This is a genomic window from Photobacterium halotolerans DSM 18316 (genome assembly GCF_000425165.1).
Taxonomy (GTDB): Bacteria; Pseudomonadota; Gammaproteobacteria; order Enterobacterales; family Vibrionaceae; genus Photobacterium; species Photobacterium halotolerans.
Genome location: NZ_AULG01000025.1, coordinates 34950 through 57476 on the forward strand (window position 1 = coordinate 34950; position 22527 = coordinate 57476).

Annotated in this window: 22 protein-coding genes; 15 read left to right on the top strand and 7 right to left on the bottom strand. The window is 52.0% G+C overall.

Translation table 11 applies throughout. The annotated features are described in order from the left end of the window. Entirely contained in the window at window positions 1-771 is a 771-nt protein-coding gene (locus H511_RS0106965) for a Zn-ribbon-containing protein (protein WP_027251651.1), read from the top strand. A 90-nt stretch (window positions 772-861) separates the two neighbouring features. Here the strand turns inward: H511_RS0106965 and H511_RS0106970 are convergent, their stop codons facing one another. The 4 genes from H511_RS0106970 to H511_RS0106995 form a co-directional block, all read right to left on the bottom strand. Further along, window positions 862-1149 (bottom strand): hypothetical protein, encoded by a 288-nt coding sequence (locus H511_RS0106970; protein WP_027251652.1) that lies wholly within the window; start codon window positions 1147-1149, stop codon window positions 862-864. A gap of 31 nt (window positions 1150-1180) precedes the next feature. Beyond that, window positions 1181-1411, bottom strand: a complete 231-nt coding sequence (locus tag H511_RS0106975; RefSeq protein WP_027251653.1) for a DUF2789 domain-containing protein — start codon at window positions 1409-1411, stop codon at window positions 1181-1183. 1392 nt (window positions 1412-2803) lie between these two features. Then, window positions 2804-3106, bottom strand: coding sequence for a DUF3301 domain-containing protein (locus H511_RS0106990; protein WP_027251655.1), 303 nt, complete (start codon window positions 3104-3106; stop codon window positions 2804-2806). A 33-nt stretch (window positions 3107-3139) separates the two neighbouring features. Then, window positions 3140-4186 (bottom strand): DUF3549 family protein, encoded by a 1047-nt coding sequence (locus H511_RS0106995; RefSeq protein WP_027251656.1) that lies wholly within the window; start codon window positions 4184-4186, stop codon window positions 3140-3142. 142 nt (window positions 4187-4328) lie between these two features. On the opposite strand from H511_RS0106995, the gene H511_RS0107000 reads away from it, so the two are divergent. From H511_RS0107000 to H511_RS0107010, 3 genes are all read left to right on the top strand, one after another. After that, entirely contained in the window at window positions 4329-4655 is a 327-nt protein-coding gene (locus H511_RS0107000) for a YqcC family protein (RefSeq protein WP_027251657.1), read from the top strand. Next, window positions 4652-5404, top strand: coding sequence for a tRNA pseudouridine(65) synthase TruC (truC, locus tag H511_RS0107005; protein WP_027251658.1), 753 nt, complete (start codon window positions 4652-4654; stop codon window positions 5402-5404). The genes H511_RS0107000 and truC overlap by 4 nt, the downstream gene beginning before the upstream one ends. A gap of 120 nt (window positions 5405-5524) precedes the next feature. Beyond that, a complete protein-coding gene (locus H511_RS0107010; RefSeq protein WP_027251659.1) occupies window positions 5525-5980 on the top strand; it encodes a flavodoxin in 456 nt (151 codons plus the stop codon). A 95-nt stretch (window positions 5981-6075) separates the two neighbouring features. On the opposite strand, the gene H511_RS0107015 is transcribed toward H511_RS0107010, so the two are convergent. The 3 genes from H511_RS0107015 to map form a co-directional block, all read right to left on the bottom strand. Then, a complete protein-coding gene (locus H511_RS0107015) occupies window positions 6076-6456 on the bottom strand; it encodes a DUF3461 family protein (protein ID WP_027251660.1) in 381 nt (126 codons plus the stop codon). Between the two features lie 203 nt (window positions 6457-6659). Continuing rightward, window positions 6660-9290 (bottom strand): bifunctional uridylyltransferase/uridylyl-removing protein GlnD, encoded by a 2631-nt coding sequence (glnD, locus tag H511_RS0107020; RefSeq protein WP_027251661.1) that lies wholly within the window; start codon window positions 9288-9290, stop codon window positions 6660-6662. Between the two features lie 177 nt (window positions 9291-9467). Further along, window positions 9468-10265, bottom strand: a complete 798-nt coding sequence (map, locus tag H511_RS0107025) for a type I methionyl aminopeptidase (RefSeq protein WP_027251662.1) — start codon at window positions 10263-10265, stop codon at window positions 9468-9470. Between the two features lie 327 nt (window positions 10266-10592). On the opposite strand from map, the gene rpsB reads away from it, so the two are divergent. The 11 genes from rpsB (at window position 10593) to lpxD (ending at window position 22482) form a co-directional block, all read left to right on the top strand. After that, window positions 10593-11321 carry a 30S ribosomal protein S2 gene (gene rpsB / locus H511_RS0107030; protein WP_027251663.1) on the top strand — a complete coding sequence of 243 codons (729 nt, stop codon included), beginning with the start codon at window positions 10593-10595 and terminating at the stop codon, window positions 11319-11321. A gap of 114 nt (window positions 11322-11435) precedes the next feature. Continuing rightward, window positions 11436-12281, top strand: coding sequence for a translation elongation factor Ts (tsf, locus tag H511_RS0107035; RefSeq protein ID WP_027251664.1), 846 nt, complete (start codon window positions 11436-11438; stop codon window positions 12279-12281). Window positions 12282-12372: 91 nt separating this feature from the next. After that, window positions 12373-13104, top strand: coding sequence for a UMP kinase (pyrH, locus tag H511_RS0107040; RefSeq protein ID WP_027251665.1), 732 nt, complete (start codon window positions 12373-12375; stop codon window positions 13102-13104). Between the two features lie 67 nt (window positions 13105-13171). Then, the gene (gene frr, locus H511_RS0107045; RefSeq protein WP_027251666.1) at window positions 13172-13729 is read left to right on the top strand and encodes a ribosome recycling factor; all 558 of its coding nucleotides are present in this window, start codon (window positions 13172-13174) and stop codon (window positions 13727-13729) included. 87 nt (window positions 13730-13816) lie between these two features. Beyond that, window positions 13817-14584 (top strand): isoprenyl transferase, encoded by a 768-nt coding sequence (locus tag H511_RS0107050; RefSeq protein WP_036759066.1) that lies wholly within the window; start codon window positions 13817-13819, stop codon window positions 14582-14584. 130 nt (window positions 14585-14714) lie between these two features. Continuing rightward, window positions 14715-15563 carry a phosphatidate cytidylyltransferase gene (locus H511_RS0107055; RefSeq protein WP_027251668.1) on the top strand — a complete coding sequence of 283 codons (849 nt, stop codon included), beginning with the start codon at window positions 14715-14717 and terminating at the stop codon, window positions 15561-15563. Window positions 15564-15712: 149 nt separating this feature from the next. Next, a complete protein-coding gene (gene ispC, locus H511_RS0107060; RefSeq protein WP_027251669.1) occupies window positions 15713-16909 on the top strand; it encodes a 1-deoxy-D-xylulose-5-phosphate reductoisomerase in 1197 nt (398 codons plus the stop codon). Beyond that, window positions 16906-18261: a sigma E protease regulator RseP gene (gene rseP, locus H511_RS0107065; RefSeq protein ID WP_027251670.1), complete on the top strand. Its 1356-nt coding sequence runs from the start codon at window positions 16906-16908 to the stop codon at window positions 18259-18261. The genes ispC and rseP overlap by 4 nt, the downstream gene beginning before the upstream one ends. Before the next feature lie 36 nt (window positions 18262-18297). Further along, complete coding sequence (gene bamA, locus H511_RS0107070; protein WP_027251671.1) at window positions 18298-20715, top strand: outer membrane protein assembly factor BamA; 2418 nt, start codon at window positions 18298-18300, stop codon at window positions 20713-20715. A gap of 19 nt (window positions 20716-20734) precedes the next feature. Beyond that, window positions 20735-21244 carry an OmpH family outer membrane protein gene (locus tag H511_RS0107075; RefSeq protein ID WP_027251672.1) on the top strand — a complete coding sequence of 170 codons (510 nt, stop codon included), beginning with the start codon at window positions 20735-20737 and terminating at the stop codon, window positions 21242-21244. 209 nt (window positions 21245-21453) lie between these two features. Next, window positions 21454-22482, top strand: a complete 1029-nt coding sequence (lpxD, locus tag H511_RS0107080) for a UDP-3-O-(3-hydroxymyristoyl)glucosamine N-acyltransferase (protein ID WP_027251673.1) — start codon at window positions 21454-21456, stop codon at window positions 22480-22482. Window positions 22483-22527: the final 45 nt, after the last annotated feature.

Genomic DNA, 22527 nt, shown 5'->3' on the forward strand with positions numbered 1-22527 from the left:
ATGTATGTCGTTGAACTACAGTTCGAATGCTTTGACAATACCACTGTCGCTGCGGTGGAGCAGGCGATCAATGGCCTGATGGATGCGCTGCGCTATAACGGCCAGGTGCTGGGGCGGGAGTTTCCTGTCGTGATGGATGACGCCGTGTTCAAAGTGCGGGCTGTCTGTCCGGAGAAAACCAGCCTGCACAGCCAGTTTCACAGTCCGCAGGTTAAAGCGGGTATCAACCGGCTGACACAAGCCAGTCTGCTGGCCCCGAAAATTAAAGTCCTGGGGCGTGATATCAATTCGGAAGCCACGGCCGAAGAAGCACCGGGCTGGCAGGTGCTGTATACCACTTATGTGCACACCTGCTCGCCGCTGCGCAGCGGCGACAGCTTGTTGCCTATCCCTTTGTACCGGATTCCGGCGACCTTTAACGGTGATCATAAAGCCTTGGTCAAATGGCAGACCGAATGGCAAGCCTGTGATGAAATTCAGATGGCCGGAGGCTGTAAGGCCGAACATGCCGCCCTGCATGAAATCCGCGATGCCGACAGTGATTTGTTCCGCCGTGGCTGGGATTTACGCGGCAGGGTTGAATACCTGACCAAAGTGCCCACCTATTATTATCAGTACCGGGTGGGTGGAGTCAGTCTGGCAGATGAGGCGGATCGTCCTTGCCCTAAATGCGGACAAGCCTGGCGGCTGGATGAGCCGATCCACGGGATTTTTCATTTCAAATGCGATCCGTGCCGGCTGGTGTCCAACCTGTCCTGGGATTATCAGTAGTTCAACCCCCTTGGTCGCCATGCGCCGTTCGACGCAATCACCGCCGGTTACCACAAAGCAACGGGCGGTGAGTGCGCTGAACAAGACAGGTTATTTATCTTGCTGGGCCTGCTCCAGGGCGGCAAGACGTGCTGTCAGGCTGGCGACTTGTTGCTCCAGAGCGGCAATGCGTTCGCTGTCGCTGGCCGGGGTTGCCTGGCTGGCTTTAATGTCAGGCACTTTGGCATGCTGTTTCCAGCTTTTAAGGGCCTGAATGATCACAGGCATAGGCAAAGGCTCACGCAGGCGGGCTTTGACCAGCGCGACACTGGGCTCTTTACCTTCCGCGATGAGTGTGGATATGGCGCGCTCCAGCGCATCGGTAATGACAGATGACATACTTCTTCCTGAAAGAGTTGGCTCGGTTCGCTTATTTTCGTAGCAAAGCGTCTAGCTGATCAATCACTTCGCACCAATCGGCATCTTCAGCAATCGATTCTTTGAGAAAACGGCGCTGGGCGGGTTGCCAGAAATCAGCCTGAGCGAGGGTTTCGTCTTGTTTGAGGTTATGGTCGCGAATGAAGCCTTCGATCGATTCTTTGGACGAATTCATTCCTAACTGATTGAATAAACTGTGTAAGTCGTGGCTGAATGTTTCCATCTTGCTATCCCCCTACTGGTGTTTGCCATAAGTATAGTGGGGAATAGCCGTCAATTCGTCTCTGTGGTTTGTGAGAGATCGCTTACAAGCATGTAAGACATACTGAAGTCTTGCTATGGCAGTTAGCCTAAATGGATGTCGATAACTGTTTATTATCATGTGCTTATGTTGATTTTGCCGTGCCGGACTCAATGCGGCGCGATAACGGGCGCTCAATATGCGCTTGTTCGCATCGGGATATCGCGTAATCTTAACCCTGTCGGAAGGAGCTGACACGGAACAGGAACATGAGCCACGGAGTTGGCGGTCTCAGGAAGAGACACGGTCTTCAGGATGAGGGCAGACATGGACAGTTCGGAGACTGCAGGATGTAGTCAGTGCAGGCAGGCTGCTTGCCGTCAGGATGACACAAGGATGATGCTTCAGGAAGAAGCCAGGGACACCGCCAGGATGGCTGTTGAGAGTTCACCCGGGATGGGTAACGGGTCAGGAGACCAGGACACTTCAGGATGAAGTTCAACAAGGGAAGCGCTGAAGGATACAGCATACAAAGGAATGATGCAGGGAGCACCATAGTAGTAGGAAGCTACAGGTAAGACCTAAGGGCGCAACGCAAGTTGCGCCCATTCTTTTATGTCTGAAAGGTGGCAACTGGGTGCATCACAGTTCGCACTCCAACCGTCAGCTCATTTCTGCTCTTTTGTCTCATACCCTGTATTGGCGGTACTGAGTTGCGACGGCTGTTCAGGCTTCATTCCGCTTCATATTTTGCCTGCTATCTTGTAAGCGATCTCTCACAAAAGCGTGAGAAATATGCGTTTTCTATTATCTCTTTCTGCGCACAAACATGAAAATATATCAATGAATTCATTGCGTTATGTTTTCTCTGTCTTGTGGCCTGATCGCAGGGAAAAGAGCAAGCCAGTGACTGTGCTGTGTCCGGCGCGTAATTATCGTAGTCTTAGAAGTGTCGAAGGAATTGACACACGGAACAGGATAACGGCCAGGGAGCAGGGTCGGTTAAGGATGATAGTGAAGGCGAGGACAGCTTTCACGCTAAGGACGGTTCAGGACATGGCGGGATGCCGGCTGCAGTGTTCAGGATGACACTGCTCAGGAAGAGACAGGGATACTTTCAGAACGAAAGCAGGGACACCGCCAGGAAGGTCGAAGAGAGTTATTTCAGGATGAAATAACGGATCAGGAGATCAACGGACACGTTCAGGATGAGCGTTTAAAGGAAAATCGCCGACGGATTCCGGCGCATCAAAGGATTGAGGCAGGGAGCCTATGTGTAGCCGGATTGCTGCAAGTAAGACCTAAGGGCGCAACGTAAGTTGCGCCCGTTTTATTTTGTGTGTCGGCAAAAAGAAAAATTGGCGCGGGAACGCTTCAGCCCGGCATATGGTGCGGCGGCACATAAAACTGTACCGGACGCAGCCCCTTGAAGGTGGCGCAGCCCTGATAGGCATCAGCACCGTCAGCGGAAAACTCAAACAGGTACAGGGTCTGCCAGCTCCAGTTGCCGGCATCATCTTTCAGGCGGTGCGAGCCTCTGGCGACACTCAGCAACTGCAAGCCTAACTGCTGGCAGCGTTGGGTGATAAATTGCTGGGCCAGCTCGCTCTGGCGCCTCTGCTGCCAGAACAGGTAGCCCAGTATGGCCAGCGCCAGTATGCCAAGTAAATTATCCATCCGTGGGATTTCCTTCTCAGTTCCGTTTCATTGTTATTGGCCGCGAGTGGCTTGTTGCAACCGGGTAATGGCCTCGGTCAGCTCGGCATTGGCTGAACTGTGCAGCACCTGCAGCATAGTGCCGCGCAGTGCTGGCAGCATTACCAGATCGGCAAACAGCTGGTTGAATAAATTCTGATCCTGAGTCTGGGACAGGCGCAGTAAAAACTGACTGGCTGAATCGGTGTCTGCTAACCCCTTCCAGCACCGGCCGGCAATGGCGACCAGCATTTCAGGGTGGCAGAGTTCGGGCTTTGCCAGTATGGCCTGAAGCGCTTCGTTCAGCACAGCCGTCTCGGCACCCGACATGGCGCGCAGTAAGGCAGACAACAGGAAGATGTCGGTTTGCTGTGCCGTCAGCTCACCTTGAATTCGTTCCGCCAGGCGCTCAGACAGCGCCGCTGGCAGCTCACAGTGTTCCAGACAGCCCAGCAGCGCGTACAGCGGCGTCATGGGGAGATTCTGCAGCGCCTTGCGCAGGTAGGTCGCGTTATTTTCCTGCTTCATGCGGGCGCAGATATCGGCCAGTCCCTGTAAGCCGACGCCCTGCCATTGCGCCCAGTCCAGTTTACCGCTGAGATAGACTTGGGCATGTTCGTAATATCGGCTGGCTGGCAACGCCAGTTGCTGACGCAGATGGGCGTGGAAGATCGCCATTTTGTCGTCTTTCGGTTTGAAGGTGTACGGGTTGGCTGCCAGCTTTTCCTGCTCTTCTTCTGTTGGCACCGCATTGAGAGTGGCGCCCATGGCTTCGATGACATACTTAATGAAATCACCGACAGCAGCCTGTTTGAGCAAGCCCCGCTCATCCAGCGGCAGCCTGAGAAACCAGATCCAGGGCGGATTATCCTGCTGCCAGAAGGAAATCGACAGGTGAGCATGCTGCTGTAACGGCCACGGGTAAGGCTGGCGGTTATCTTCAACCGCTTTGAAAGTGGCTCGCTCGATTTCACAGACCCGGCGGCCCAGATCGAAAATCTTATACTGGCATCCGGCATTGTCCAACAGCTGGGTCAGGGTGTGAAATTTATCCGTGGGCATGCTTCTGGGCTCCTAGAGTTTGACGGCTTATGGTGGCGCATTATAGGGAGTTGAGCGTGAAGATGGTATCCTTGCGCACCAGTTGTCCGGCTGAGCTCACTCTCAGCCATCAGGCTAGTTATGTTGATCCAGGAGTACAGCATTGGATTGTTACGAAAAAACCACCCGTTTGCTGGTACGGTTAGAACAGCAGTTACGCGCACAGGGACTGTGGCAGCACAGTCCGCCCAGTGAGGAAGCGCTGGCCAGCACAGAGCCATTCGCCATTGATACGCTGACATGTGCAGAATGGCTGCAATGGATTTTTCTGCCCCGTATGTATCATCTGGTCGAGGAAAGGCTGATGCTGCCGACTCAGTTCAATATTTATCCCTATGCCGAAGAGTCGGCCAGACTGGAACCTGAACTGGCCGGTGTGTTGCCGTTGATTGCTGAACTGGATCACTGGCTGGGTGGCGCGAATCAATGACTGAGCTAAACACTGAACTTGAGATCCTGTATCAGGATGACTGTCTGGTTGCCGTCAACAAACCGGCCGGCATGCTGGTGCACCGCTCCTGGCTCGATCGCCACGAAACCCGGTTTGTAATGCAGACCCTGCGGGATCAGCTCGGCGGGCAGCATGTGTTTCCCTTGCACCGGCTCGATAAGCCGACCTCAGGCGTACTGCTATTTGCGCTCTCAAGCGAGATGGCCGCTGAGATGATGCCAAAATTTGCGGGCCGGGAGGTGAAGAAAACCTATCATGCTGTGGTACGGGGCTGGGTGAAAGAAGCGGCTGTGCTGGATTATCCGCTGAAAGAAGAGCTGGATAAGATGAGCGACAAGCGGGCCTTGCAGGACAAAGCGCCGCAGGAGGCCGTCACAGCGTATCGTCCGCTCGCCAGAGTGGAAACCCCGATCCCTGTCGGTCGCTATGCGACCAGCCGTTATACCCTGGTTGAAATGAAACCGGAAACCGGTCGCAAACACCAGTTGCGCCGGCACATGCATCATCTCAGTCATCATATCATTGGTGATGTGAACCATGGCGATGGCCGGCATAACCGCATGTTCAGAGAGCATTATGACTGTCACCGGCTGATGCTGCATGCTTCTGCGCTGCAATTTCTCCATCCGGTTACCGGTCTGCCGATAACGATCCGTGCATCGGTGGATCAGAGCTGGCAGCGGGTGATGCAGGCCTTCCAATGGCCGCTGTCTTATCTGGACGGATAAAATCACCGTTTTTGATTGCAGGATCGCGCATTTGCGTTTCGGGATTTGCATCTGACCGGCACAGGAGTCAGAGTAATCTCAGGTCATTGAAATTTAAACAGGGAGTGAGGTGTGACTGTGATGGCTACTATTGGTGTATTTGTGGGCTCCGTGTTTGGCGGGGCAGAGGAAGTCGCAGAAGAAATTGTCAGCGAGCTGAAAACCAATGGCCACGACGCGGAACTGTTCACAGATCCCAGTCTGGACGATTTTCTTGCTTACCGCGATCAGGTTGCGCTGGTGATTACTTCCACCACAGGGCAGGGGGAGATCCCTGAAAACCTGTTACCGCTGTATACGGCGCTGAATGATCAGTTTCCGCTGATGCCGGCACTCAACTATGGCGTGATCGCGATGGGAGATTCCAGTTACGGCGAGGACAGATACTGTGGCGGTGGCCGGCAGTTTGACGCCTTACTGCAGGAACTGCAGGCCAAGCCCGTGACGGCGCGTCTGGATATTGATGCCTGCGTCAATTTTGATCCGGCGGAAGCAGCGCTGCCCTGGCTGCAGGATTTTATGAAAAAAGTGCCCTAATGCCGGTGGCTGACAGATAACCGGATGCAAAAAGGGCACCTCAGCGGGTGCCCGATTTCTGCTTTCTTACTTACTTTCTTACTACTTACCGCTAGTCACTTCAGTTTTGCCAGATCGGATTCGATCTCGGCAATTTTATGGCTGACCACCTGTTCCAGATGGCGTAAATCGTCCAGAATTTTTTTCTTGATGTCGACATCGGTGTGGCGCTTTTTCGTGATCTTATCTAGCTCGTCGGTGACAAAAGTCAGCTTGCGATTAATCTCCGAGACTTCCTTGGCTTCACGGTTGCCGCTGTTCACGATGACAGACTTAGACTGGCGTTGAAATTTGAACTTCATGCTTTTGGCAAAAAGTTCTCCTTTTCCTTTGGCGAAGTAGATTTTCAGAATGTCATTCGCGGCTTCCTGGCGCAGACTATAACTTTCAATGCGTTCAGGGTGTTCGATGCCCAGGCTGGTAAGGTTGGGGTACATGGCGGCCTCGTGTTGTTTCAGTCAATAAACCGTCTGCGCTCAGTACAACAATATGCGACGAAGTAGCATTACCTGGCGTTGATAGAGGCAGCTCAGTGGCTACTCTAGCAATTAATGCGGGGCAAATCTTGCACGCGGCGCAGAATCTGCGTCAAGGATTCGCAACAGCCCGTCATGTTTGGCTGACGGGCTGGCTGGTTTGATTACGCCGCGTCGTCAATACGTTCAATCAATGCGGTTTTGAGCGCCGATTCCTGCTCAGCGCTCAGCTGCTGGCCTTCTTCATTGACCAGAATGAAAAAGTCTTCCGCCCGCTCCCCTATGGTGGTGATCTTGGCGGCCTGCAGACTGACATTCTGATCGGCAAACACTGAACCTATCCGGGCCAGCAGTCCGGGCATGTCCAGCGCCACCAGCTCCATCATGGTCTTTTTACCGGTTTTGGTTGGCAGAAAATCGACCTGGGTTTTGACGTTGAAATGGCGCAGTTTGCGCGGCGGACGTTTATTGCGCTGCACCGAAACCATAGTGTCCAGCGCATGAATAAGATCGTCCCGGACCGTGGCGCGGCGGTTTTCCGTCAGGGGATCGCCGTTTGGATCCAGCACCATGAAGGTATCTAAGGTGTAACCATCTTTGCTGGTCATGATTTGGGCATCATGAACGCTGAGGTTTTTCTTATCCAGTTCGGCCACGACAATGGCAAACAGCTTGGCTTTGTCACGGCTGTAAACGAACACTTCGGTCCCGCCACGGGTCGGTTTTTTGCTGATCAGGATCAGCGGCTCATCCGGATTAGCATGTTTCAGCAGTGCTTCGGCATGCCAGGCTATCTGCTGGTGGGTGTGACGCAGAAAATAGTCGGCTTTAAAGCGTTGCCAGAGCACCTCGACTTCACGCTGGCTGAAGCCTTGACTACGCAGCAGGGCAGAGGCCATCTGCTGGTTGTGGCGAATACGTTCGCGAACATCAGGCGGGTTTTCAAGGCCGCGGCGCAGCGCTTTCTGGCTGGAGTAATACAGCTCGGCCAGCAGGGTGCGTTTCCAGCTGTTCCACAGCTCCTGATTGGTGGCGCAGATATCTGCCACTGTCAGACAAATCAGATAATCCAACCGCTCTTCATCGCGCACCGTCTTGGCAAATTCAGTGATCACATCCGGATCATAGATGTCCCTGCGCTGGGCCGTGACAGACATCAGCAGGTGATTTTTGACCAGCCAGGTGACCAGATTGGCCTCCGGCCGCGACAGGCCATGCTCAAGACAGAACCGGTAGGCGTCGTCTGCTCCCAGCTCGGAATGGTCGCCGCCTCGCCCTTTGGCGATGTCGTGGAAAATCGCCGCCAGTATCAGCAATTCTTTTTTCTGAATTCGCGGATACACTTCACAGCAGATAGGGTGCAGCTCCCGGTTGGCCGGGTCACTGAATTTGTTCATGTGTTTGAGCAGGCGGACACTGTGCTCATCGACGGTGTAAACATGGAACAGGTCAAACTGCATTTGCCCCACAATCTGGCTCCATTGCGGGAGATAGGCTGCAAGTACGCCGTGACGGTGCATCAGCCGAAAGGCTTTGTTCAGGGCATTTGGCTGGCGCACCAGCTCCATGAATTTTTCGCGGGCGGCCGGGATATCGACCAAAAAACGGTTCAGACGACGGCGTGCGGTGCGTAACTGGCGCAGTGTGGGGGCTGAAATGCCTTCTATCTCTGAATTGCCGGCAATATGCAGGAACATGTCGAGAATGGTTTCCGGACGGGCCTGAAATAAGGCCGGCTTCCTGGCTTCGATGAGGTTGCCGACCAGGCGGAAGTCTTCGTCCAGATCGACGATCGCCAGCTCGTCGCCGTTTTTCAGTATTGCCTGATCAAACAGCTGCAGCAGCATTTTATTGAGTTCGGCCACACGCCTGAGGGTGCGGTAGAACTCTTTCATCATCATTTCGACCGGTTTGTTGCCTTCCCCTTGATAGCCCAGTTTTTGCGCGACGGAAGCCTGATGCTCGAAGGTCAGCCGGTTGTCGTAGCGTTTGAGCTCACAGTGCAGGGCAAAACGGATACGCCATAACGAGGCCTGGCACTCGTACAGTTCACGGTACTCGGCATCGGTCAAAAAACCAAAGCGGCTCATCTCCAGCAGGTTGGTCGCGCCGAAATGCCGGCGGGCGACCCAGCTTAAGGTGTGAATATCACGCAGCCCGCCGGGGCTGGATTTGATATCCGGCTCCAGGTTATAGGTGGTGTCGTGATAGCGGGCATGGCGGATGCGCTGCTCTTCGACTTTGGCACGGTAGAAGGCTTCGCTGGGCCAGAATTTGCCGGAATTGATTTGATCCTGCAATTGCAGAAAGCTGTCTTCACTGCCGCACAGCAGGCGGGCTTCCTGAAGATTGGTGGCCACGGTCAGATCTTCCAGCCCGATATTGATACACTCTTCAACGGTACGGACGCTGTGACCCACTTCCAGCTTGAGATCCCACAATAAGGTCAGAAATTCACTGATTTGTTTTCCCGTGTGGTTATCAAGCGGGGTGGCACTGAGCAGCAGGATGTCAACGTCAGACAGGGGATGCAGCTCGCCGCGGCCGTATCCGCCGACCGCGACCAGCGAGAGATCGTCGCGCTTATCGAGTCCGAACAGGGGCCAGAGATGGCGAAGCAGCCGGTCTATGCATCCAGCTCTGGCTTCGACCAGCTCAGTGACAGGAACATGCTGGGAGAAGAGTAACTGCTGCTGCTCGTTGAATTGCTCCAGCTCTTCCTTGAGTACGGTAAGACGCTGACCTGTGTCTTCGCCGCTGGTTGGGGTGTGAGGTTCGGATTGAATCTGTGTCATTGCTGTCCATGCCATATTGAGGTATCAGTGACGGGCCAATACGCTTTTTCCCAAGCCGTTGCGGGTTGCTCGGGAAAACTGTCGTCTCTTTACTCTAGCCTGAATTACAGCAACAAAAAAGCCAGCAATGTGCTGGCTTTGAGTCAATGGTCAGTAGCTGCCTTGTTGACCCGCGGTTCAGGCGTTTTTCATCACCCGTGGCAGGCTTTCTTCTTTACGCAGGGTCAGGATTTCACAGCCGTTATCGGTGACCAGCAGTGTGTGTTCCCATTGCGCCGATTTCTTGCCGTCGACTGTGTATACCGTCCAGCCGTCCTCATCATCAAGCAGGCAGCCGAATTTACCGGCATTGATCATTGGCTCGATGGTGAAACACATACCCGCTTTGAGCACAGTGCGGTCGGCGTTTTTGTAATGGACCACTTGCGGCTCTTCATGGAATTCATCACCGATGCCGTGGCCACAGTAGTCTCGGACAATGCTGAAACGGCTGTTGCCGTTTTTCACAAACTTCTGGATTGTGGTGCCAATTTCGCCCAGCTTGGTACCTGGCTTCACTTTTTTGATCGCCTGGTAAAGGCTTTCCTGCGCGACCCGGCACAGGCGCTTGTCTTCCAGTGAGACCTCGCCCACTTCGAACATTTTAGAGGTGTCGCCGTGGTAGCCATCTTTGATTACCGTGATATCAATGTTGATGATATCGCCATCTTTCAAGACGTCTTGTTCACTGGGAATACCGTGACACACCACATGGTTGATCGAGGTACAGATGGATTTAGGGAAACCGTGATAGTTCAGCGGAGCCGGGATCGCACCCTGGGTTTCGGTGATGTACTCGTGACAAATCCGGTTCAGTTCTTCAGTGGATACGCCAGGTTTTACATACGGCTCAATCATTTCCAGTACGTCGGCCGCCAGCTGGCCGGCCACGCGCATCTTTTCAATTTCTTCAGCCGTCTTGATCTTAATGCTCATGCAAACTTCTCTGCTCTGTCAGTCTCTATACTTTATATGGTATCAGCGAGAGCGGAGGATGAAAACTGACTTTGGTCTGCGCCGAAGATTTTGACTGGATTTTTGCGGTCTGAATATGGTATAAAGCGCGCCGTAATTTGGCATATTGTGCATTGACGAAAGTCAGTGCGGCAGGCCAGATTGCGAAAACATTATTTTATTTAATCACTCACACATATCGACACGTGCTCCGGGGTGCCCAAGGCTTATGAGTAAGTCGGCCGTAATCAGGCCAAGGGTCGGTAGCATGGGGTATGTGGACGCCTAACCCCAATTGAGGAATATTCAATGGCAACTGTATCAATGCGCGACATGCTGAAGGCTGGTGTACACTTTGGTCACCAAACCCGTTACTGGAACCCTAAGATGAAGCCATTCATCTTCGGTGCTCGTAACCGTGTACACATCATCAACCTTGAAAAAACGGTACCAATGTTCAACGAAGCGCTGGCAGAAATCAACAAGATCGCTGCTCGCAAAGGTAAAATCCTGTTCGTTGGTACTAAGCGTGCTGCAAGCGAATCTATCAAAGAAGCAGCAAACAGCTGTGATCAGTACTACGTGAACAACCGTTGGTTGGGCGGTATGCTGACTAACTGGAAAACTGTTCGTCAGTCAATCAAGCGTCTGAAAGATCTGGAGACTCAGTCTACCGACGGTACTTTCGACAAGCTGACTAAGAAAGAAGCGCTGATGCGTACTCGTGAAATGGAAAAACTGGAGAAATCTCTGGGCGGTATCAAGAACATGGGCGGTCTGCCAGACGCTATGTTCGTTATCGATGCTGATCACGAGCACATTGCTATCAAAGAAGCGAACAACCTGGGTATCCCAGTATTCTCTATCGTAGATACTAACTCTAACCCAGACGGCGTAGATTACGTTATCCCAGGTAACGATGACGCAATCCGTGCTATCCAGCTGTACACAGGTGCTGTTGCAACTACTGTTACTGAAGCTCGTAACCAGGACATCGCTGTTCAGGCTGAGCAAGACGGTTTCGTTGAAGCTGAGTAATCAGTCGCTCCTTTGAGCATCTTAAGTTACCTTGTGTAAACTAAGTATGGTTAACAGGGGCCGTTTACTGGCCCCTGATTTTTACACCAAGATTTGAAAACTGAGGATATAACAATGGCAACAGTTACAGCTGCCCTGGTTAAAGAACTGCGTGAGCGTACTGGCGCAGGTATGATGGAATGTAAAAAAGCACTGGTTGAAGCAAATGCTGATATCGAGCTGGCCATCGAGAACATGCGTAAGAGCGGCGCTGCAAAAGCGGCTAAGAAAGCAGGTAACATCGCTGCTGAAGGTTCTATCATCATCAAGAACAACGACAGCCTGGCTGCGCTGGTTGAAGTGAACTGCCAGACTGACTTCGTTGCTAAAGACAGCAACTTCCTGACTTTCGCCAACGAAGTCGCTGATGCTGCACTGGCTGGCAAAGCTGACATCGCTGAACTGCAAGCTCAGTTCGAAGAGAAGCGCATCGCACTGGTTGCTAAAATTGGTGAGAACATCTCTATCCGTCGTGTTGCCTACATCGAAGGCGAGAAAGTAGCTTCTTACCGTCACGGCGACCGTATCGGTGTTGTTGTTGCTGGTAACGGCGAAGACGAAACCCTGAAGCACATTGCAATGCACGTTGCAGCTTCACGCCCAGAGTACGTGAACCCGGAAGACGTACCAGCTGAAGTTGTTGCTAAAGAGCGTGAAGTTCAGGTTGAAATCGCCATGAACGAAGGCAAGCCTCAGGAAATCGCTGAGAAGATGGTTGAAGGCCGCATGAAGAAGTTCACTGGCGAAGTCTCTCTGACTGGTCAGCCTTTCATCATGGAACCTAAGAAATCTGTCGGTGACGTTCTGAAAGAAAACGGCGCTTCTGTTTCTACCTTTATTCGCCTGGAAGTCGGTGAAGGTATTGAGAAAGCAGAAGGCCTGAGCTTCGCTGAAGAAGTGGCTCTGGCGCAGAAAGGTTAATCTTTCGCAAATTGCTTATAGAAGACCGTGGCCAAGGCTGCGGTCTTTTTACAACTCCATATCTCTATAGTAAGCCTGGAAGGTACAATAAATGACCACGAATCCTAAACCGACTTATCAACGGATCCTGCTGAAACTGAGTGGCGAAGCGCTGCAGGGCGACGAAGGTTTTGGTATTGATGCCCATGTGCTTGATCGCATGGCTCAGGAAATCAAAGAACTGGTAGAACTGGGCGTACAAGTGGGTCTGGTTATCGGTGGTGGTAACCTGTTCCGTGGTGCAGGTCTGGCTGCTGCGGGTATGAACCGAGTTGTGGGCGATCACATGGGTATGCTGGCGACAGTGATGAATGGCCTGGCCATGCGTGACGCGCTGCACCGTGCCTATGTGAACGCGAAAGTAATGTCAGCCATTCCGCTGAATGGTGTTTGTGACAGCTATAACTGGGCAGAAGCTATCAGCCAGCTTCGCCAGGGCCGGGTTGTGATTTTCTCTGCCGGTACAGGTAATCCTTTCTTTACAACAGATTCAGCGGCATGTCTGCGCGGTATTGAAATTGAAGCTGATGTTGTGCTGAAAGCCACAAAAGTGGACGGTGTTTACAGCGACGATCCAGTTAAAAACCCAGAAGCGGTTCTTTATGATAAGCTAGGTTATCAGGACGTTCTGGAACAAGAGCTGAAAGTCATGGATCTCGCCGCCTTCACACTGGCTCGTGACCACGGTATGCCGATTCGTGTGTTCAACATGAATAAACCTGGCGCACTGCGTAAAGTGGTGATGGGTGAGCCGGAAGGTACCTTGATCGCTCACAGCGAGTAAGGGCGTAACATATTGATAGGGTAGGAAAACAGCTTCCTGCTAAGACCGACTATTCAAGGGTACAAACGTGATTAACGATATTAAAACTGATGCGCAAACGCGCATGGATAAAAGTGTTGAAGCACTGAAAACTCAGCTGGCAAAAGTGCGTACTGGTCGTGCACATCCAAGTTTGCTGGACGGTATTCAGGTCGAATACTACGGATCCAACACACCGCTGCGCCAAGTAGCTAACGTCATCGCTGAAGATGCCCGTACCCTGGCCATTACGGTATTCGACAAGGAACTGACGCCTAAAATTGAAAAGGCGATCATGATGTCGGATCTGGGCCTGAACCCATCCTCTGCGGGTACGGTTATCCGGGTTCCACTGCCACCATTGACGGAAGAGCGTCGTAAAGACCTGGTGAAGGTTGTTCGCGCTGAAGCGGAACAAGGCCGTGTCGCCATTCGTAATATCCGTCGTGATGCCAACGCAGAAGTGAAGGCGCTGCTGAAAGATAAAGAAATTTCAGAAGATGATGATCGTCGTGCTCAGGATGACATTCAGAAGCTGACTGATGCCGCCGTGAAGAAAATCGATACCATTTTGGAAGCGAAAGAAAAAGAGTTGATGGAAGTTTAAGGTTCTCCTTACTTATTATTGACTCTGGCTTGATAAGCTCTAAAGCGCTGTGCGTGCAGCACGGCGCTTTTTTGTTGAGGGAAAAGTATGACAGAGCATACAAGCAGCACTGAATGGTACACCCAGAACCTGCCCAAGCACGTGGCTATCATTATGGATGGTAACGGGCGCTGGGCGAAGGCGAAGGGTAAAGCGCGGGTGTTTGGCCATAAAGCCGGTGTAGAAGCCGTACGTAAAACTGTCTCAGCTGCGAGCCGCCTTGGTATTCAGGTCGTGACTCTGTTTGCATTCAGCAGTGAAAACTGGCGCCGCCCGGAAGATGAAGTGTCTTTATTGATGGAACTCTTTCTGACCGTTCTTGGCCGGGAAGTGAAGCGTCTGCACAAAAATAACATCCGCCTTAAAATTATTGGCGACACCAGCCGCTTCAGTCAGCGTCTTCAGGACAAAATCACGGCAGCTGAAACCTTAACCGCTGCCAACACCGGCATGGTTCTGAATGTGGCGGCGAATTACGGCGGGCAATGGGACATTCTCCAGGCCACCCAGGCACTGGCCCGAGAAGTGGCTGAGCAGGGGCTGACCCCGGATGATATCACTGAAGACATGCTGGCTGCCCGCTTATCTACCAGTGGCTTGCCTGATGTCGATCTCCTTATTCGTACCAGTGGTGAATGCCGTATCAGTAATTTTATGCTGTGGCAGACCGCCTATGCCGAGTTGTATTTCACACCGCAACTCTGGCCTGATTTTGATGAAAATACCTTAGCCGATGCCATTGCCTGGTTCATGGATCGGGAGCGTCGTTTCGGTTGTACGGGTGAACAAATAAAAAAGTTGCTGAAAGCTCAGTAACACCAAGATGGTAGCGTGGAAAATGGAACCCCGCTGCCATTCTGAAAACAAGCTCGTGGCTTGTTGGATTGCTGCCAAGCAAGATATTGCTGAGAAGCGACAACGATAAATAATAACGAGAGGAACAAGCTTGCTTAAGCAACGAATTTTGACTGCATTGGTTCTGGCGCCATTGGTGGTAGCCGGCATCTTCCTGCTCCCTTTTCCGGGTTTTATGTTGGTTATCGCAGGTATCACCCTGGCCGGCTTCTGGGAATGGACCCAGTTTGTAAATACCCGCTCACGCCTGCTGGCAATGGTACCCCCTGTCTTAGTTTTACTGGCGTCGTTTCTGGCCCTCCCTGCTGATGCCATCGAATTGGGTAAATTACAATTTCCCCATCACATTATGTTAGCCGCCGGTGGCGCCTGGTGGTTGTTTGCCTGTTTGCTGGTCGTGACTTATCCGAACCAATCTGGCTTCTGGGTTCGTTCAACCACGCTTCGCTACCTCTTTGGTTTACTGACCCTGATTCCCTTTTTCTGGGGTGTCGTCATGCTGCGTGCCGTTAACTATGCCGAAGCTCCCTACCTGGGCGCCAAACTGGTGATGCTGGTGTGTTTACTGGTCTGGGCGGCTGACAGCGGTGCTTATTTCGCGGGTAAGCGTTTTGGCCGTCATAAAATGGCTCCCAGAGTCAGTCCGAATAAAACCCTTGAAGGGCTTGCCGGTGGTGTGGTGCTGGCCGTGGTCGTCGCATGGGCAACCGCAGAGCTGTTTGGCATTACCTTTAATAACAGTGGTGCACTGTTAGTGACAGTGGTGCTGACTGTGATTGCCTCTGTATTTGGTGATCTGGCAGAAAGTATGCTCAAACGTGTTTCCGGAATTAAAGACAGCGGACAGATCTTACCCGGCCACGGTGGTATCCTAGACCGAATAGACAGCCTGACGGCGGCATTGCCCGTTTTTGCATTGCTCTATCTCTGGCTGATCTGAGACCTGATTCGGGGGGAAGCGGGTAACCACTTCCCCCATTTTGATTTTGATACCCTTGAACGTGTGTTGACCCTCTGTTTACACACTGATGGGAAATGAACGGTAGGATTACGGCTGTGAACAGCCTGAATTCGTAAAGTAGTGAAGGTATGCGTAAGTTAACCATTCTTGGAGCAACGGGGTCGGTAGGCACCAGTACCCTGGCCGTAGCGGCAAACAATCCTGACCATTTTGAGGTAGTCGCGCTGGCGGCCGGGACAGACAGTCGTAAAATGTTTGCACTGTGCTGCCAGTGGAAGCCCAAGTTTGCTGCTATGGCCTGTGAGCAGGCCGCACGTGAATTGTCTGAGCAGTTGCAAGCTCACGGTCTGGCCACTCAGGTGCTGACAGGTGAAGCTGGCATGTGCGAAATTGCCGCACTGGATGAAGTGGATACTGTGATGGCCGCCATCGTGGGAGCGGCCGGATTGATGCCGACTATGTCTGCGGTTAAAGCCGGCAAGCGTGTGTTGCTGGCCAACAAAGAAGCTCTGGTGATGTCTGGCCAGATGTTTATAGATGCCGTTGCGAAGTATGACGCAGAATTATTACCGGTGGACAGTGAACATAATGCTATTTATCAGTGTCTACCTCTAGGTGTTCAAAAGCAGACCGGGCGCTGCGATCTGTCTGCGGCCGGGATCAGTAAGATTTTGCTGACCGGCTCTGGTGGCCCGTTTCGCTATACCGATCCACAGGATCTGGAGACTGTGACACCGGAAATGGCCATTGCGCATCCAAACTGGTCGATGGGACCGAAGATTTCTGTCGACTCGGCCACTATGATGAATAAAGGGCTGGAGTACATAGAAGCCCGCTGGCTGTTTAATGCGGCCAGAGAGCAACTGGAGGTGCTGATTCATCCCCAGTCGGTTATCCACTCTATGGTACAGTACAAAGACGGTTCTGTGATTGCGCAGATGGGGTTGCCGGATATGCAGACGCCAATTGCTTTTGCCATGGCCTATCCTGAAAGAGTGGATGCCGGCGTGAAACCGCTTGATTTTACCCGGGCGGGCGAACTGACATTTATGGCGCCGGATATGTCGCGTTATCCGTGCCTGCAGCTCGCGATAGATGCGTGCTACAGTGGACAGGCAGCAACCACGTCGCTCAATGCGGCCAATGAGGTGGCGGTGGCGGAGTTTCTGGCCGGCGGAATACGTTTTACCGATATCGCGCGAGTAAACCAGCAAGTGCTGGAACGGATTAATCTGGCAGAGCCGCGGAGTCTGGAGTGTGTGATGGCGTTGGATGCAGAAGCACGACAGCTGGCGCAGCAAGTGATTCAGAAGGTAGCTAAATGATGGGAATTTTGTGGAATTTGGGTGCCTTTCTCGTTGCGCTGGGTATTTTAATTGCGGTGCATGAATTCGGACACTTCTGGGTTGCACGCCGTTGCGGCGTGTATGTCGAGCGTTTTTCCATTGGTTTTGGTAAACCCCTCTGGCGCCGGGTCGATAAGCAAGGAACCGAATACATACTGGCAATGATCCCACTCGGCGGCTATGTCAAAATGCTGGATGAGCGGGTTGACACTGTGCCGGCTGAACGTCGCCATCAGGCTTTCAATAACAAGTCGTTGTGGCAAAGAAGTGCCATTGTGGCGGCAGGCCCTGTTGCTAACTTTGTCTTTGCTATCTTCGCCTATTGGGTGGTGTACCTGATTGGTGTCCCTGCGGTTAAGCCGGTGATCGGAGAGGTGGCACCGCAATCAATCGCCGCTCAGGCCGGTATTGAAAGCGGCATGGAACTTAAGTCAGTTTCCGGCATCCAAACTCCGGATTGGGAATCCGTCAATATGGCCATGATAAGCCATATTGGTGATGATGAGATGACGCTGACAGCCGTGCCGTCGGAAGAGTCTTACGAAAAGACATTCAATCTGGATTTGCGTAACTGGTCTTTTGACCCGGAAAGTGAGCGTATACTGACGACTCTGGGTCTCACCCCGTTTTCACCGCCGATCACGCTGGAAATTGGTCAGCTGGTGGATAACGGAGCGGCCAAAAAAGCCGGCTTCGAAATAGGGGATACGATTGTCGCTATCGACAAGCAGCCGATTACACAATGGCAGCAGGTGGTTGATGCGGTTCGCTCCAGCCCGGATCAAGCGCTGACTGTTCAGCTGCGCCGTGGTGACGAGCTGGTAGAAGCCTCCTTGACGCCTATCAGCAAAGAGTTGCCGAGCGGCGAGTGGGTTGGATATGCTGGCTTCGCACCTGTGATGTCAGAGTGGCCAGCGGATCAGCGTTTTGTTCGTCAGTATGGACCGATTGAGGCCATTGGCGAAGCGACCGGGAAAACCTGGCAACTGGTGACACTGACCTTTGACATGGTAACCAAGCTGGTGACCGGGGATGTGGCACTGAAGAATTTAAGCGGCCCGATTTCTATCGCCAAAGGTGCGGGAACAACGGCTGATTATGGCATAGTGTACTTTTTGGGTTTTCTGGCTTTAATTAGCGTTAACCTGGGTATAGTGAACCTGTTGCCGCTGCCTGTGCTGGATGGTGGGCATTTACTCTTTTTTGCAATTGAAGCTGTGACACGACGTCCGGTTTCAGAGCGTATACAGGATCTTGGCTACCGTCTTGGATCTGTGATTTTAGTCGTTTTGATGGCTGTAGCGCTCATAAATGATTTTACCCGCCTTTAATAAGTGCGTTTTTAGCAAGGAATAATCAGAACAGTAATGGCGATGAAGAAACTGTTAGTCGCATCCCTCTTGCTTGGCAGCAGTGTGGTACATGCGGAACAATTTGTGGTGGATGATATCCGCTTTGAGGGATTACAGCGTGTAGCCTTGGGGGCTGCTTTGCTGAAAACGCCTGTCAGAATTGGTGATTCGGTCGATGAACGTGACGTCGCGGATATGATTCAGGCCTTGTTTGCTTCAGGTAATTTTGAAGATATTCAGGTTTTTCGTGACGGTAATGCTCTGGTGGTGAAAGTCATTGAACGCCCGACCATTGCCAGCATTACGTTTTCTGGCAACAAGGCAATCAAAGACGAGCAGCTCCAGGAAAACCTCAATGCGTCTAAAATCAGCGTGGGTGAAGCACTGGATCGCACGACTCTGAGCAAGATTGAAAAGGGCCTGGAAGATTTCTACTACAGCGTGGGTAAGTACAACGCCAGTGTTAAGGCCGTTGTGACCCCTTTGCCCCGAAATCGCGCTGACCTGAAATTTGTCTTTACCGAAGGCGTATCGGCGAAAATTCAGCAAATTAATTTCATTGGTAACAGGGTGTTTACCGATGAAGATCTGCGCGACAAATTCAATCTGCAGGCCGACGTGCCCTGGTGGAACTTCCTGGCCGATGAAAAGTATCAGAAACAGGTGCTGGCTGGTGATCTGGAAACCCTGCGTTCGCAGTACCTCAACAACGGTTACCTGAAATACAAGCTTGAATCGACCCATGTGTCTATCTCCCCGGATAAGAAAGGGGTATACATCACCCTGAATATCAATGAAGGCCAGCAGTATACTGTCAAGGGCGTTAAATTCCGCGGTAACCTGGTTGGTGCACAGGGCGAACTGGCCGGACTGGTCACCTTTAAAGAGGGTGATATCTATAACGGCGCGAAAGTCACTGGGTTGGAAGAATCGATAAAACGCCGGCTTGGCGAGTTAGGTTATGCCTACCCGCAGGTGAATACCATTCCAGAGTTTGACGATACCAATCAGCAGGTGTCCCTGCTGGTGAACGTTGAGCCAGGCAAACGTATCTATGTGCGCAATATTGCTTTCTCTGGCAATACCTCAACCCAGGACGAAGTGCTGCGCCGCGAAATGCGCCAGATGGAAGGCAGCTGGCTTAACTCGAAATCGATTGAACTGGGTAAAGAGCGTCTGAACCGCACCGGATTCTTTGAATCGGTTGATGTACAGACAGTGCGTGTGCCGGGCACCGAAGATCAGGTCGATGTTCAGTACAAGGTGAAAGAAGCCAACGCTGGTAATATCAACTTCGGTGTCGGTTATGGTACCGAATCCGGGGTTTCTTTCCAGGCCGGTATCCAGCAGGATAACTTCCTGGGAACCGGTAACCGTTTCGGCATCAGTGCCATGATGAACGATTACCAGAAAAACGTGAGCGTTGAGTACCGCGACCCGTATTTCACGCTGGATGGTATCAGCCTGGGCGGCAAAGTGTACTACAACGAGTTTGAAGCCTCTGACGCCAATATTTCTGACTATACCAACCAGAGTTACGGCGCCAGTCTGACCTGGGGTTTCCCGTACGATGAACTGAATTTCTTTGAATTTGGCCTGGGTTATGACCATAACAAGATCTCGAATACGGAAGAGTATTATCAGATCGAAAAATTCAAACAGATTCATGACTTTGATCAGGCAAATACCTCCATTGAGCTGGATGATTTTGACTGGTCGGTTTCCTGGACCCGCAATAACCTGAACCGGGGGTTCTTCCCGACAGCAGGTAACCATCAGCGTGCTACCTTCCGCATGACAGTACCGGGCTCAGATGCCCAGTATTTTAAAGCGCAGTATGATGTCCGCCAGTACTTCCCGTTAACTCAGGAACAGGACTTTACTCTGTTGCTTCGCGGCCGGCTGGGCTATGGTAATGGTTACGGCACAACGGATAATGGCAGCGATCAGCTGTTGCCGTTTTATGAAAACTTCTATGCGGGTGGCTTCTCTACCCTGCGGGGGTTCCGTTCCAACACTGTGGGTCCGAAAGCTGTCTACGTTGGTGGCTGTGACAGCGGTGGTAGCATAGGTGGCAATAACAGCTGTGCGACTGGTTCTGATGATGCGGCGGGCGGTAATGCTGTCGCACTGGCCAGTGTGGAGCTGATTGTCCCGACGCCGTTTGCTTCTGAAGAAGCCAGGAACCAGATCCGTACCAGCCTGTTTATTGATGCCGGTAACGTGTGGGACACAGAATACGATTTGAGCGGACAGGACGGCGATTTTCTGTATGACTATTCAGATCCTTTCCTGATCCGTGCTTCATATGGTGCGGCTCTGCAGTGGATGTCTCCGATGGGACCTCTGGTCTTTTCGGTAGCGAGGCCACTTAAGAAATACGATGGTGATGACGAAGAATTCTTCACCTTTACCATCGGACGCACATTCTAACCCTTTAAGGAGAGAGCCTTTGAAACAGTGGATTAAAGCAGCCGGTCTTAGCCTGGTCGTTCTTTCATCATCTATGTACACCCAGGCAGCGGCAGCGGCCGAGAAGGTAGGTTACGTTGCTACGGCTCAAGCCATGGCGCAACTGGCGCAGCGATACAATTTACAGGACAAGCTGCGTAACGAGTTCCAGGGACGGGTAACAGAATTACGGTCGCTGGAAACCAATATCAAATCCAAGCTGGAAAAGCTCAAGCGTGATGGTCAGCTGATGAGTGCCAGCGACAAGTCTAAGTTGCAAAATGAATTGCAGACACTGGATGGTCAGTTCAAGCAAAAAGCGCGTGCCCTGCAGGAAGATCAGTCGCGTCGTGCGTCGGAAGAGCAGCAAAAGCTGGCCATGAAACTGCGTACCGCCATTCAGGATGTGGCTAAACGTGAAGGCTACGATATGGTCGTTGATGGGCAGGCAATCCTGTTTGCCAACCCTAAAGATGATCTGTCTGCGAAAGTAATGTCAGCAGTGAAATAAGCTGCTTTTGTTTCACTGAGTGCCAGCGAGTGAGTACACCGGAAAGGGAATAACGGCCCGTCTGGTGTATTCGCTGTTAGTGTCCATAATGACATTATTATGTGAACATTGTTCAAATTGTGGGCGTTTCTGCGTTATCCCTTTGCATTGTCTCTTACTCCGCAGATAATAAGGCGCAGTACGTACAAAACGAAATATTAAGGTAAATAATGGCTGCATTGACGCTTGCTGCATTAGCAGAAAAATTAGGTGCGGAGCTGCGTGGTGACGCAGCGGCCGAAGTCACAGCAATTGCAGGGTTGGGCCAGGCAGGCTCCGGCCAGATCACTTTCCTTTCCAGCAGTAAATACCGTCAGCACCTGCAAGCGTGCAAGGCGACAGCGGTGATGCTGACCCCGGCTGATGCTGAATATTTCGACGGTAATGCACTGATCGTTAAAGATCCCTATCTGTCTTATGCCAAAGTGGCTCAATTGCTCGATTCCACACCAGCCAGTGCGGTCGATATAGCGCCATCAGCGTATATCGCTCCTGATGCCGTGTTGGGTGAGGGGGTCGCTGTTGGTCATAATGCCGTGATCGAATCTGGTGTGGTACTGGGCGACCATGTTCAGGTTGGTCCCGGCTGCTTTGTCGGTAAAGATGCGCGCCTTGGCAGTCGCACTAAGCTGTGGGCCAATGTCAGTATTTATCACAATGTTGTGCTGGGTGACGACTGCCTGGTTCAGTCGGGGACTGTGATTGGCTCTGATGGTTTTGGTTATGCGAACGATAAAGGCCAGTGGCAAAAAATTCCTCAGCTGGGCACAGTGCGTATTGGCAACAGAGTAGAGATCGGAGCTTGTACCACTATTGATCGTGGTGCGCTTGAGGATACCCTGATCGCTGATGGTGTTATCATTGATAACCAGTGCCAGATTGCCCATAACGTTTCCATTGGTGAAAATACTGCCATTGCAGGCGCCACGGTTATGGCAGGCAGTCTGAAAGTCGGTAAACATTGTTTTATTGGCGGAGCCAGTGTGTTCAATGGCCATATGGAAATTACCGATGGCGTGACTGTGACAGGTATGGCAATGGTCATGCGACCAATTACCGAGCCTGGCGTGTATTCATCCGGTATCCCACTACAGACTAACCGGGAATGGCGTAAAACGGCGGCACGTGTTCTGAAAATTGAAGAAATGAATAAGCGATTGAAATCTGTAGAGAAAAAACTCGAAAAAGAGAATCAGTAGTTTTTCGTTCTCATTTTGCCGCTTCGGGCCTGCGTCAGCTAACGC